Raw genomic sequence first — 13,445 nt, 5'->3', positions numbered from 1 at the left:
ATAAATATGGAAAGACAAACCGGAAAACCTATAGATGTTCAAAAAGAAAAAGAAAAAAGAAAGAAAAAATCTGTAAATTTAGGAAAAGTTTTTAAAGATGGAATATTTTCAAATAACCCTGTATTCGTACAAATGGTTGGAATGTGTTCTGTACTTGCTATTTCTTCATCACTTTCAAATGCAATTGGAATGGGAGCTGCAGTTATTTTTGTACTAACTCTTTCAAACTTAGTAATTTCTTTACTAAGAAATTTCATCCCAGATGAAGTAAGAATTCCATCATTTATTGTAGTAATAGCAAGTTTCGTAACTATGGTACAAATGATTATAAAAGCTTATTTACCAGCTTTAGACCAATCACTTGGAATTTTTATTCCGCTTATAGTTGTAAACTGTATAATTCTTGCAAGAGCTGAAGGATTTGCATCTCAACAAGGTCCTATTGCATCAATTATTGATGGACTAGGACAAGGGTTAGGTTATACTGTTGCTATTTCAATTCTTGCGGCGATAAGAGAATTATTTGGAAATGGTACTTTATTAGATAATAGAATAATTCCTGAAGATTATACAATTGGATTTTTAATTCAACCAGCATCTTCATTTATTATCCTAGGAATCATGTTTGCGGTAGCAGCAGCTATTTCAAACAAGAAGAAAAATAATAAGTAGGAGGAATTATGTCAGAATTATTTTCAATTATTATTGCATCAATTTTTGTAAATAACTATGTATTGGGACAATTTTTAGGAATTTGTCCTACACTTGGTGTAACAAGTAAGGTAGAAACAGCAAAGGGAATGGGAGCTGCAGTAATATTTGTAGTTACCTTATCATCTATAATCACTTGGATAATCCAATACTACATACTTGATCCATTAAATATTGGATATTTACAAACTGTTGTATTTATTTTGGTAATAGCATCTCTAGTACAAACAGTAGAAATGATTATGAAAAAATCAATGCCAAATCTTTATGAAGCTCTTGGTGTTTATTTACCACTTATCACTACAAACTGTATAGTACTTGGTGTTGCAATCAAAAATATAAATGAAAGCTATAATTTATTAGAAACAACTGTAAATTCAGCAGCAGCTGCAGTAGGATTTTTAATAGCTTTAGTAATACTTGCTTCTATAAGAGAAAAAATAGAAGATAACGACTTGCCAGAAGCTTTCAAGGGTGGACCTATCACTTTAATTACTCTAGGTCTAATGTCAATTGCCTTTATGGGCTTTGCAGGATTAGCATAGAGGAGAAATGTCATGAATAATATATTAATACCAACACTTGTATTAGCTGTTCTAGGATTTGTTCTAGCTGGCTTATTAGGTGTTATTAGTAAAAAATTTGAAGTAGAAACTGACCCAATTGTAGAAAGAGTAAGAGATGCTCTTCCTGGAGCAAACTGTGGTGCTTGTGGATATCCTGGATGTGATGGTTGTGCAAATGCAATAGCAAAAGGAGAAGCACCAGTTTCAGCTTGTGTTATTGGTGGACAATCAGTAACTGATGAAGTTGCAAGTGCAATGGGCGTTGAATCTAGTGGAGCTGGAGACAAAAAAGTTGCTGTGGTTAAATGTAATGGAACTTGCGAAAATGCAAAAGATTTATATGATTATGCAGGTCTTGAAGATTGTAGAGCTCAAATTGCTTTATTTGGTGGAAAAAAAGCTTGTAATTATGGATGCCTAGGATGTGGATCTTGTGTAAAAGCTTGTGAATTTGATGCTATACATATGGTTGATGGAGTAAGCGTAGTAGATAAAGAAAAATGCGTAGCATGTGGTGCTTGTGTTAAAACTTGTCCAAAAAATATTATTGAGCTTGTTCCTTATTCACAAAAAGCAATTGTAAAATGTTCATCACATGATAAAGGAAAAGATGTTAGAGGAAATTGTAAAGTTGGATGTATTGGTTGTTCAATTTGTGCAAGAACTTATCCTGAAGGATTTTCTATGGATAATTTCTTATCAAAAGAAACAATTTCTGATAATTTAGATCTTAATTTATTAAAAGAAGCAGCAGAAAAATGCCCTGCAAAATGTATTGATGTTGAATAAAACAATAAATAAAAATGACCATCGAAATAAATCGGTGGTCATTTTTTATTGGATTTTTTAAATTGACATCAATCTATTTTAAATGATAAACTCTTATAAGAGGTAGTTATGAAATTCAAAAAAACAGATAAATTAGTTGTTATATTATTATTATTTTTAAGCATTGGCATGGCTTTTTTTGTGCAAAAATTTAAGTCAAATGAAAATGGAAATTATTTGAAAGTTGAGCTTAATGGGAAGGAATATGGTAGGTATCCTTTAAATAAAGATAAAACTTTTAAAATTAAAATTGATAAAGATGAGTATAATATAGTTGAAATAAAAAATGGCAAGGTAAAGATGAGAGAGGCAAATTGTAGGGATTTGATTTGTACTCATATGCCAAGTATTGAAAAAGTTGGTGAGACTATAGTTTGCCTTCCACACAGACTTATTTTAGAAATTATATCAAAAGATGATAAAAAAAATGATCAAGAGATTGATAAGGTGGTTGGATGAAAAATAATAGATTGAATGTTTACATAAATTTAGCACTTTTACTTGCCTTATCTTTGGCGATTTCTTTGATTGAATCGACAGTTCCCATGCCAGTACCGATTCCTGGTGCAAGGCTTGGATTTTCTAATATAATTATTTTGCTAAGTATTTGTTTGTATGACTTTAAAAAAGCTCTTTGTGTAAGTGTATTAAAATCTTTTTTATTAGTTCTAATTACTGGATCTGTAATGAGTTTTTTCTATTCATTTGTAGGCGCTATTTTTTCAACAACTGCCATGTATTTTTCACTTAAAAAGGTTAATGATGATTTTTCCCTAATTGGTGTAAGTGAAATTGGAGCTTTTTTTCATAATCTTGGTCAAATTCTTGTGGCTATATTTTTTATGCAAAATATTAAAATGTTTTATTATTTTCCAGTTTTAGTTTTCATAGGAATTTTTACTGGATTTTTTGTTGGTTTAAGTTCAAATTTCATAGTTGAGCATTTAAAGAAAATTGGTGTTTTAAATGAATAAAAAAATTAAAGATTTAGATCTTAGTCAAAGACCTAGAGAAAAATTAAAAAACTATGGTTATGAAGCTCTAAGTGATGAGGAACTTTTTGCTATATTAATTGAAACTGGTTCAAAAAAGAAAAATGCTATAGAAATTTCTAGGGAAATTTTAAGTAAATTTTCTGCTGAAGAACTTTTGTCTATTAGCATTGAAGAATTATGTGAAATTGATGGAATAAAACTTGCAAAGGCAAGTAAAATCATTGCAGCCATCCAACTTGGTAAAAGACTTAGTGAAAAAATTATTAATAAAGAAATTAAATGCATCAATTCTTGTGATGATGTTTTTGATTTAATGAAAAATAAGTTTTTAGACACAAAAAAAGAACATTTCTATGCTATATTATTAAATACTAAAAATGCAATTATTAGTAAGGAAATAATTTCTACAGGAGATCTTAATTCTTCTATAGTTAATCCTAGGGAATGTTTTACAAGGGCGGTTAGGAAAAGTGCAAATTCTGTAATTTTTGTACATAATCACCCAAGCGGAAATCCAAAACCTTCACAAAATGATAAGCTTATTACTGACAGGCTTGTTAAAGCTGGTGAAATTTTAAATATTAGTGTTTTGGACCATATTATAATTGGAAATAATGAATATTTTAGTTTTAGAAAAGAAAATATTATATAGGAGATAAAGATGAATTTTAGGATTATGGCAGAAGACCTAGCAATTGACTTAGGTACTAGCGATATTAAGGTTTTTAAGAAAAACGAAGGAGTTGTAATATCTGAGCCATCAGTTTTGGTCCTTGACCACCAAAGTAAGGCTATTAAAGCAATTGGTCATGAGGCAAAAGAGATGGTTGGAAAAACTCCTGATGAAATTATAGTACAAAGACCTATTGAAAATGGGGTTATATCAGATTTTAATTTAACTGAAGCAATGTTGAATTATTTTTTCCAAAAAATAAATCCTGGTTTTTCAGTTATGCAGCCAAGAGTTGTTGTTTGTGTGCCAAGTGGAATTACTGACATCGAACAAAGGGCAGTTGAAGATGCTTCTTTGCACGCTGGAAGTAGGGATGTTATTATGGTTGACGAATCTCTTGCAGCTTGCTTTGGGGTAGGACTTGGTCCTGAAGATCCAAGAGGGATTTTGGTTTTAAATCTTGGTGCTGGAACTAGTGAAGTTTGCGTAATTAGCCTTAATGGAATTGTTTCTAGCAAAACCTTGAAAATGGGTGGAGATGACATTGATAAAAACATTCAAGCATTTTTAAGGGAAAACAAAAAAATTGAAATTGGACTTAATACTGCAGAGATCATAAAAAAAGAATTATTATCGCTTAGATTAAAGGATAAGGAAATTGCCATGGAGATTGAGGGCAAAAATTTAAAAGATGGTCAACCAAAGAGTGTTAAGATAAAAAGTGAAGAAATAGCTCCATGTATAAGTGAATTCGCTGATTCGCTTGTTGATATGATTTATTTGGTATTGGAAAAAACTCCACCGGAATTGTCAAGTGATATTAAAAATGATGGATTTTTGATGACAGGTGGAATGGCTAATGTAAAAGGTCTTCGTGAATATATTGAAAAAATAACAAGTTTGAAGGCAAAAGTTTCTGAAAAGCCAGAATTTGATGCCATCAAGGGTGCAGGTTTAATAATGGAAAATCCTGAAAGATTTTTGAAATTTCAAAGTAGGTAAATATGGCTTATAGAAGAAAGAAAAAAAATAATAAATATTTTTTTATAACAGTTTTTTTGTTGGTCTTATTGATATTTATTTCAAGCCTAACTGATGGTTTGGCTGAGGCTGGAAATAATATTACAAATACAATTTTTAGACCTATAAATAAAATTTCATATTCTGTATCGTCTGAAGTGATTAAAGCTATTGAAGATACAGTTGGATCAAAACAAACAATATCTGAAGTAGAAAAATTAAAGATTGAAAATAAAAATCTCCTAAAGGAAAATGCGAATTTAATGGAGATTATTAATAGAAAAGATTTCTTGAAAGCTGAAAAAGAAGCTATGAAAGATGAAAATTACAAATATTTGAAAGCTCAAGTTATTAATTCAGATGTAAAAAGTATGCAAGAATCATTTTTTATAGACAAGGGAAAAAAAGATGGAATCAAAATTAATGATGTAGTATTGCAAGCTATCGGTGATAGTGAATATTCATCTGCAGTTATTGGTAAAGTTGTTAAGGTAAATCAAAATACAAGTAAGATTGAAACAATTAAAAATTCATCAAATGACGTTTCATTTATAAACTCAAGAAGTGGGGACTATGGTGTAATTGATGATTATAAAAACAAAACTATAAGTGGGTATATGCTTGAAGTTTCAAGTGATGTTAAAAATTCTGATATTCTTATTACAAGTGGTATTGGAGGAGTTTATCCACAAGGTTTGTATTTGGGAGAAATATCAAATGTTAATATGAGTAAGGATTCTTTGAGAAAAAATATTACAGTAGATTCTCCAGCAGATTTCACCCACTTATACAGGGTTTTAATTCTTAGAAGGTAAGGTGTGATATGAATAAATTTAAAACTTTTATAATAGCTTTTATATCTTTTATCCTACAAATTAGTGTATTTTCAAAAATTGATATATTTGGGGCTAATATAAATATTATTATTGCCTTTATTATTTGTTTATCACTTACACTTGGATCAAAAAGTGGAGCCTATACTGGTCTTATTATTGGACTTTTTGAAGATTTGATGTTTTCAAATATTATTGGTGTGAGAGCCTTGTCATATTTTTTGATTGGATATTTTGTTGGAGATAAAAAATTTAGATTTAGCAAAGATAAAAATACAGGTTTGATTTTAACTTTTGCATTTACAATAATTAATTTTGCTTTGGTAAGTTTAATAACATATATTTTCAAAACAGACCTTGTTGTGATTAAAAATTACCTATTTGTACCGCTTTTGGTTGAGGCTTTGCTAAATACATTGATTTATTTTATTTATCATTTTATTATTAAAAAAATTATGTATATACCAATATATAGGATATAGGGGAGTAAGTTTTGAGAAAACAAAAAGAAAATAGATTAACTATTTTGCAAGTAATCTTTGGTCTAATGTTTCTTGCGATTTTCATAAAATTGTTTATTCTAATGATAAATCAAGGTGAGCATTATAGGGACCTATCTGATAATAGGAAGGTTCAAGAGGTTGATGAAATTGCAAGCAGGGGAGATATTTTAGATAGAAATGGAAATGTCCTAGCTACGACTGTTCCTTCTTTTGCAGTTCAATTATACAAAGATCAACTTACAAGTTTAGATGATAAAGATAGGATAAAAGCTTTAAATTCTTTAGTGAATATTTTGGAAGAAGCTGGCGTAAATTATCAAAATGATTTTGATATAAGATTAAACTCTTTTCAATATAAAAGCACCAAAGATTATTTCAAAGAAGAAAAATCTCCTGAAGATAAAATTGTAGATATAATAGTTGAAAATAAATTATTGGGAGAAATTGTAAAAACTACTAGTAACAAGGATGGGATTAAGTATGAAACATTAAAAACAGCCCTTCTTGCTTTGAAAAAAAGAGGAATTGATATTCCAGTTCTAGTTAGTCAAAAAAATAATGAACTCAAAGTAGTCTACAAAGATAAGGCCAATGATAAGCTAAAATCAATAGGCCATACTACAAATGAAAAACCAGTTGATGTTGTTGTAAGCGCAATAAATGAAGATAAGTCAGTTATTAAAAATATATTAGAAAACAATCAAGCAAGATTTTTAACATACAAAGTTATAAAAGAGAAAAATTTACAATCTAATATAATTTTAAAAGATTATAGCTTGACTGCTGATGAGAAATTTATTCAAAAAAAAGCGAGCCTAAATAATGGATATCCAGAAATTAAACTAGATACTAAGGCAAGTGATGATTTTTATCAAATAGTAAAAAAATCTTCAATAAAAGAATTTTTGAAATCAGCAAGTTTAAACGAAGATGATCGATCATATTTAATCCCTGCTGATATTTTGATAGAAAAATTAGAAAATAAAGGGATTTATGCTAATTTTAAAACTGAAGTAAAAACTGAAAAAAAAGATAAAAAAAATATCTATTCAGTAAATGTTGAATTTAAAAACCCCCAAGCAGGAGATCCAGCAGAAGAGCTAGCAAACCTTGCTGATAAACACAATTTATTAAAGGGTGTAATTTTAGATAAAAGATTAAAATATTTGGCGCAAAACGCTACAGCTTCAAATAATATATATCCTTCAATAGATATTTCTGAAGATAAGCCTAGTAAGTGGGATTATACTTTTAATGTAGGGAAAAAAGATTTTTTTGAATACTATGCGAGTATGGACAGAAGTCAAAGTAGGGATAAGATTGTTAAGAGCCTAAAAAAGAAAAATGCTAAGGAAATTCTTTCTTATATTAAGTCAATATCAAATATAAAAAATGATAATGATTACGAAGCATGTGGAATTTTGACAATTGATAATTTAATCAATAGGCAAGGATCTTTTGGATTTAGACCTATTAATTTGGTTTATAATTTGGATGAGGCCACAGTTTTAAGAATTGAAGAAAATATTGAAAAATCTAAAGGAATTAGTGTTGCAACAATTCCAATTAGATCATATCCAAATAGAAACCTAGCAAGTCACGTTCTAGGTTATATGGGACCAATTGCGACTGATGAGGAAGTTGAAAGATATGTAAATAAAGATTCATACTTAAGAGATGAAATTGTTGGAAAAACCGGTATTGAAGAATCTTATCAAGATACTCTAAGGGGAAAAAATGGGAAAAGTATAGTTACAGTTGATTCGTCAGGTAATAGAATTGAAACTTTATCAAAAACCCCATCTGAACCAGGAAATGATGTTTATTTGACTATCGATGCAAATTTGCAAAAAGAAGCTGAGAGATCATTAGTTGCTATGCTCAAAGCAATTAGAACAGGAAGTGTTCATGAATCTAAATACGGAAATTATTATCCACCAGTAGCGAGTAGGCATGCAACTAGTGGTGCTGTGGTTGTAAGTAATGTAAAAACAGGAGAAGTTTTAGCATCAGCTTCCTATCCAAATTATGATCCAAATTTATTTTCTACAGGAATTTCGGAAACTGATTGGGAGAGTTTACAAGCTCCAGATAATGCAAGTGTACTAGCTCCAAGGCCTATGTTAAATATGGCAAGTCAAACAGCCGCTATGCCTGGTTCAACATTTAAGCTTGTTACTTCTCTTGCAGCCTTAGAAAAAGGTTTAGACCCAAAAAGATTAAACTATTGTAATGGATTTATGGATATTGGAAATAGAAGATTTTCATGCTTAGCTTGGACAGAGTATGGAATAAAACATGGAGAAGAAACCTTATATGATGCTTTGAAAGTTTCTTGTAACTATTATTTCTTTACTTTAGCTTTGGGAGAAAATCCATACAATGGGAAAAGTGTTGGTGTAAAATTAGAGCTTAATGATATTAGAAAAACTGCAGCTCTTTTGGGACTTGATGAAACAACAGGAATTGAAATAAATATACCGAGTGAATCTAGTGGAAATATTCCATCTACTGAAAAGAAATTAGAAGTTACAAAAACTTTATTAAAAAAATATTTGGAAGAAAATCTAAATAAATATTTAAAGGAAAAAACCAAAAAATCTAAGACTGATTTTAATAAAGATATAGAAGAAATTGTGAAATTAGCTGATAGACCAAAATCTATTAGTAGGGATGATCTTATTAAAATGTTAGATAAAATGGGATATAAGCCTGAAGAAATTTTAGAAGGAGAAAGAGCTGGCCTTTCTGATAATATAAAATATACATTTTTAAACCAAGCTGAATGGGATATTACAGATATGCTGAATATTGTAATAGGTCAAGGACAAAATTCTTATACACCACTTCAAATGAATAGGGTTATTTCAACTCTTTCAAACGGCGGATATCTAAATAAATATACTTTAATAGATAAGGTGACAAATCACAATTCCAAAGATGTTTTATTTAAAAACCAAGTAGAAAGATCAAAAATTGAAGTTAAAGATCCTAAGCATTTTGAAGATATAAAATATGGTGCTTTACAAGCAGCACAAGCTTTCAAATTTTTTAAAGATTTACCAATTGAAGTAGGTGAAAAAACGGGTACAGCTGAAGTTGAGGGTAAAAATCCAGATGGTACGCCTTTCGATTCGTATGCTTGGATGATTGCTTTTGCACCTTATGATGATCCAGAAATTGCTGTAACTGTATTTATGGTCCAAGCTGGAACTTCAATAAATTGTGGTCCGGTAGTTAGAGATATTGTTAGCAAATATTTTGATATTAAAATAAATCCAGAAGATCAAACTTTAGTTGTTGGCAAAAATGCAGAAAATAATAATCAAGAAAATGCAGGGGGAGAGTAAAATGGAAGTATTTTTAATAAATTCAAATATTGAGAGTGATTTAGATTTTATAAAAGAATTTTCAAAAAAATTGTCAGAAAATAAATCCGTTTTGCTACTTTCTTTTACTAGAAAAGAAAATAAAAATATAGAAGATTTATTTGATATGGGAGGAATGATCACATATGACATATGTGATTATTTCCCTGGCCTTATTTATCTTGATAAAATTATAGTAAGAGCTTGCCAAAATATAGATTTTGCAATCCCACCTCTTCTTAATTCAAAATTTGATATAAAAAAAGATCATATTTCTAAATTATTAGAAAAATTAAATACTTACGACTATTTAATTATTGATGGCCTTGATGAATCTTTAATTGATAATAAAAAAGAAATTCAAATTATTAATGAAAATCAAATAAAAGAAGAAATAAAAGCTGATTTTTTCTTTATTAATTCTTATGACAAATATTTTGATATAAGGGATTATAGAGATGAAATTTTGGGAAAATCTTCTAAATTTGTAGGTTTAAAAGAAAAAGATTCTTCCTCTGATAAGATTATTTCAAATATTTTAGATGATAAAAGTGAAGAAATTCAAAAAATTGGATTTTTTGAAAAATTAAAGAAGAAATTAGCCCAATGAGATCATTTATATTTGTAGACAAAAAAGAAAAAGCCTTTGGAAAAATTATCGACGATAAGCTTTTTGAATTAAAATTTTATTCACCTTACTTGTTCAATATTTATAGGGCAAAAGTTGTTGGAAAAATTGATTCAATAAATGCGTATTTTTTATTGTACGATGATGATAAGAAGGCTTTTTTAAAATCTAATAAAAAATTTAAAATTGGAGATAGCCTAATTTGTCAAATTATTAAAGAAGAATTTGATGATAAATTGGCAAGAGCAAGTGCAAATTTTAGAATAGAAAATGAAGATTATTGTCTTTATAGGTTTAAAAACAAGGGGTTTCCAAAATTAAAAAAAGGAAGATTTAAGAATAGGCAAAATTATGATAAATTAATTGATTTGAAAAATTCATTAATTAATGAAGAAAATTTTATCCCATCTCCAAAATTGCTAAAAACTTATAATGAACTGGACTTATATATTGAAGAAAATAAAAATTTAGAAGTTAAGGAGATTGACATTAGAAATAATAAAATAATTTCTGATGCTTTTAAATCCATAAGTGAAAATAAAATTTATAGGGATGATTTATCGATCATCATAAATGATTTAGAAACTTTGTGCCTTGTAGATGTGAATTCATCAAAGAGAAAATCAACTATGGATAAGAATGATTTTTATTATAAGGTAAATGAAGATTTGATTGACTTTATATTCTACAATTTAAATTTAAGAAATATTGGCGGAATGGTAATAATTGATTTTTTAAAATCGACAAAAAATGAAAAATTAGTAGAAAAAATTGAGGCAAGTTTAAAAAAATTTTTTAAAACTTATACAATTTACGGATTTACCAAAATGGGTCTATTTGAACTTTCAATAAAAAGAAGGGGCGAAAGGCTTAGAAAAAAACTAAAAGAAAAAGAGCTTATTTAGTGATAAGCTCTAATTTTTTTCTATCAAAATTACTTACTATATTTTCCTTGTACTTTTTCTTTAATCTTTTTATCCTATATTCAATTTGCATTGCTCTTTTTTTATCTGAAACTTCAGTAAAAAAAACCATCTTGCAAGGTCTTCTTGCTCTTGTGTATTTTGCACCAAGGCCCTTATTGTGTTTTTCTATTCTATTATTCAAATCATTTGTCCAGCCTGTGTATAGAGTGCCGTCAGAGCATCTTAATATATAAACGAAGGCTTTTTTCATTTGAACAAATCACTCAAAACATCTCTTATAATATCGTAAGAAAATCCTCTGGAAGCCAAAAATCTATAGACCTTGTTTTTATCATCAACACTTTCTTTTTTATGAAGACCTGCCTCATAGGCTTTTTCATATTCTTCATTGTCTGAAATTTCATTTAAATAAGTTTCAATTAAACTGTCATCAATGTGTTTTGCTTTTAATTTGTATCTAATTTTACCCTTGGACCAATTATTAATTTTTGATTTATCGTTTACAAAAGATTTTACATAAAGCTTATCATCAATTAAATCATAATCTTCTAAAAATTGGATTACCTTATTAATAGCATCCTCGCTATATTTTTTCTCTTTTAATTTATTTTTTAAATCAAAAGAAGTACGAGACCTATAAGAAATTTGCTTTAAGGCTTCGTTTTTGCACCTATTAAAGTCATTTTCCTTTAAAATTTTTTTGTAAGTTTCAAAATCCAAATCATCATCACAAGCTAAGTTCAAATCAACAAAAAAATCATAAGAAAGATAAAAAATCTCTCTTGATATAGTTAACTTTACTAAATTATATTTGTCCGAATATTCTATTTTTTCTACAATCATAAGGATTCAACAGCATTCATGATTATAGGAATAATCATTGAAAGAGCAACAACAACAGCAAAAACTTTTAAAATTATTTTGCTTTTTGATTTCTTTTTCATTAAATCACCTCTAAATCTATCTTTCTTACCTGTATTTTACTATAAGAAGAAATTTTTGTAAAACTAAGCGAATTTAAAAAAATATTTGCAAAAAAATAATATTCGTGGTAATATATTTAAGTCGAAAGTAGTAGGCCATGATAAATGTAAAAATTATTTTGAATAATTTAAAGTTTATTTGACAAGTGATTCGATTGGATGTATACTTATATAGTAAGTTATTTATTCGGTGGGTATGGTCCAGTTGGTTAAGACACCTGGTTGTGGCCCAGGAGATCGAGAGTTCGAATCTCTCTACTCACCCCATTTGCGGGATTGGCGGAATTGGCAGACGCGCTAGACTTAGGATCTAGTGAGATTTTCTCGTGAAGGTTCAACTCCTTTATCCCGCACCAAATAATTTAGACGTTGGAAACAACGTCTTTTTTTGTGCTCAATTTTACAAATTCTTTACTTTTCTATAATACTTTTCTTACTTAAGCTATGCTAGAATTAGTAAAAGGAGAAGATTATGGTTGATAAAGTTATTGAAGTTAGGTCTTTGGTTAAAAAATATAAAAATTTTCTTGCTGTTGATAATTTGAATTTGGATTTGTATAAGGGTGAAATTTTGGGGCTTTTGGGTCCAAATGGATCTGGAAAATCCACAACAATTTCTTGTATTCTTTCTTTGCTTAATAATAATGGGGGCTCTATTAAAATTTTTGGCAAGGAAATGACTCCTGATTCTTTTGATATTAAAGAAAAAATTGGTGTGGTTTTTCAAGATGTTGGTGTTTATGATGAGCTAAGTGTTTATGAAAATATAGATTATTTTTGCGCTTTATACATAAAAGATAAAAATAGAAGAAAAAGTCTCGTAGAAAAAACAATAGATCTTGTTGGTCTTGGTGATTTTGTTAAATTTAAGCCTAAACAACTATCTGGTGGATTATTAAGAAGGCTGAATATAGCTTGTGGAATTTCTCATAAGCCTGATCTGATTATTTTTGATGAGCCTACTGTTGCAGTCGATCCCCAATCTAGAAATAATATTTTGGAAGGAATAAAAAAATTAAATAAAGAAGGAGCAAGCATCATCTACACCTCTCATTATATGGATGAGGTTGAAAGTCTTTGTGATTATATTGTTATTCTTGATAAGGGAAAAATAATTGCTAAAGGCGATGCCGAAAGTTTAAAAGATACCATTAATTTAAAGGAAAAAATTTCTTTTGAATCTGATGAATTGTCAAATGATTTAATAGAAAAAATAAAATCTATGGACTCTTTGATTGATTTTTCTATAAAGGGAAGAAATTGCAAATTAAGTTTTTCAAAAGATTCAAATATCCTAGATCTTGTCGATATCTTAAATTCATCTGAAACAAAATACGACCACCTAAGCTCTAGTAGGCCTAGTTTAAATGATGTATTTCTCGAACTAACAGGAAAAGAATTGAGGGATTAG

The 13,445-nt window shown here is 28.7% G+C and carries 15 protein-coding genes and 2 tRNA genes; 15 read left to right on the top strand and 2 right to left on the bottom strand.

Annotated elements, in window-relative coordinates; translation table 11 throughout:
• Window positions 1–6: 6 nt before the first annotated feature.
• From rsxE to BN2087_RS07520, 12 genes are all read left to right on the top strand, one after another.
• Window positions 7–672 (top strand): electron transport complex subunit RsxE, encoded by a 666-nt coding sequence (gene rsxE, locus BN2087_RS07575; RefSeq protein ID WP_049691213.1) that lies wholly within the window; start codon window positions 7–9, stop codon window positions 670–672.
• A gap of 8 nt (window positions 673–680) precedes the next feature.
• Entirely contained in the window at window positions 681–1,256 is a 576-nt protein-coding gene (rsxA, locus tag BN2087_RS07570; protein WP_049691212.1) for an electron transport complex subunit RsxA, read from the top strand.
• A gap of 12 nt (window positions 1,257–1,268) precedes the next feature.
• Window positions 1,269–2,066 (top strand): RnfABCDGE type electron transport complex subunit B, encoded by a 798-nt coding sequence (locus BN2087_RS07565; protein WP_049691211.1) that lies wholly within the window; start codon window positions 1,269–1,271, stop codon window positions 2,064–2,066.
• A 108-nt stretch (window positions 2,067–2,174) separates the two neighbouring features.
• The gene (locus BN2087_RS07560) at window positions 2,175–2,564 is read left to right on the top strand and encodes a NusG domain II-containing protein (protein WP_049691210.1); all 390 of its coding nucleotides are present in this window, start codon (window positions 2,175–2,177) and stop codon (window positions 2,562–2,564) included.
• On the top strand, window positions 2,561–3,079 hold the full coding sequence (locus BN2087_RS07555) for a Gx transporter family protein (protein WP_049691209.1): 519 nt from the start codon (window positions 2,561–2,563) through the stop codon (window positions 3,077–3,079). Before BN2087_RS07560 ends, BN2087_RS07555 begins: the two co-directional genes overlap by 4 nt.
• Window positions 3,072–3,752, top strand: coding sequence for a RadC family protein (gene radC / locus BN2087_RS07550; RefSeq protein WP_049691208.1), 681 nt, complete (start codon window positions 3,072–3,074; stop codon window positions 3,750–3,752). Before BN2087_RS07555 ends, radC begins: the two co-directional genes overlap by 8 nt.
• 9 nt (window positions 3,753–3,761) lie before the next feature.
• Window positions 3,762–4,775, top strand: a complete 1,014-nt coding sequence (mreB, locus tag BN2087_RS07545; protein WP_049691207.1) for a rod shape-determining protein — start codon at window positions 3,762–3,764, stop codon at window positions 4,773–4,775.
• 2 nt (window positions 4,776–4,777) lie between these two features.
• Window positions 4,778–5,608, top strand: coding sequence for a rod shape-determining protein MreC (mreC, locus tag BN2087_RS07540; protein WP_049691206.1), 831 nt, complete (start codon window positions 4,778–4,780; stop codon window positions 5,606–5,608).
• Between the two features lie 8 nt (window positions 5,609–5,616).
• Entirely contained in the window at window positions 5,617–6,108 is a 492-nt protein-coding gene (mreD, locus tag BN2087_RS07535) for a rod shape-determining protein MreD (RefSeq protein ID WP_049691205.1), read from the top strand.
• An 11-nt stretch (window positions 6,109–6,119) separates the two neighbouring features.
• The gene (locus tag BN2087_RS07530) at window positions 6,120–9,479 is read left to right on the top strand and encodes a penicillin-binding transpeptidase domain-containing protein (protein WP_049691204.1); all 3,360 of its coding nucleotides are present in this window, start codon (window positions 6,120–6,122) and stop codon (window positions 9,477–9,479) included.
• Between the two features lies 1 nt (window position 9,480).
• Window positions 9,481–10,107 (top strand): P-loop NTPase family protein, encoded by a 627-nt coding sequence (locus tag BN2087_RS07525; RefSeq protein WP_049691203.1) that lies wholly within the window; start codon window positions 9,481–9,483, stop codon window positions 10,105–10,107.
• The gene (locus tag BN2087_RS07520; protein ID WP_049691202.1) at window positions 10,104–11,030 is read left to right on the top strand and encodes a ribonuclease E/G; all 927 of its coding nucleotides are present in this window, start codon (window positions 10,104–10,106) and stop codon (window positions 11,028–11,030) included. The genes BN2087_RS07525 and BN2087_RS07520 overlap by 4 nt, the downstream gene beginning before the upstream one ends.
• On the opposite strand, the gene BN2087_RS07515 is transcribed toward BN2087_RS07520, so the two are convergent.
• Both BN2087_RS07515 and BN2087_RS07510 read right to left on the bottom strand, forming a co-directional pair.
• The gene (locus BN2087_RS07515) at window positions 11,023–11,301 is read right to left on the bottom strand and encodes a GIY-YIG nuclease family protein (protein WP_049691201.1); all 279 of its coding nucleotides are present in this window, start codon (window positions 11,299–11,301) and stop codon (window positions 11,023–11,025) included. The two genes, BN2087_RS07520 and BN2087_RS07515, sit on opposite strands and share 8 nt — an antisense overlap.
• Entirely contained in the window at window positions 11,298–11,894 is a 597-nt protein-coding gene (locus BN2087_RS07510; RefSeq protein WP_049691200.1) for a regulatory protein RecX, read from the bottom strand. Before BN2087_RS07510 ends, BN2087_RS07515 begins: the two co-directional genes overlap by 4 nt.
• Window positions 11,895–12,224: 330 nt before the next feature.
• Here BN2087_RS07510 and BN2087_RS07505 point away from each other — a divergent pair.
• From BN2087_RS07505 to BN2087_RS07495, 3 genes are all read left to right on the top strand, one after another.
• Window positions 12,225–12,301 (top strand) — tRNA-His (locus tag BN2087_RS07505).
• Between the two features lie 3 nt (window positions 12,302–12,304).
• A tRNA-Leu gene (locus BN2087_RS07500) sits at window positions 12,305–12,390 on the top strand.
• 116 nt (window positions 12,391–12,506) lie between these two features.
• Window positions 12,507–13,445 (top strand): ABC transporter ATP-binding protein, encoded by a 939-nt coding sequence (locus BN2087_RS07495; RefSeq protein ID WP_049691199.1) that lies wholly within the window; start codon window positions 12,507–12,509, stop codon window positions 13,443–13,445.

The organism is Anaerococcus jeddahensis (assembly GCF_001182725.1).
GTDB classification, from domain to species: Bacteria; Bacillota; Clostridia; order Tissierellales; family Peptoniphilaceae; genus Anaerococcus; species Anaerococcus jeddahensis.
The sequence above is the reverse complement of the archived record's forward strand: the minus strand, read 5'-3'. Positions and strand labels throughout refer to the sequence as shown.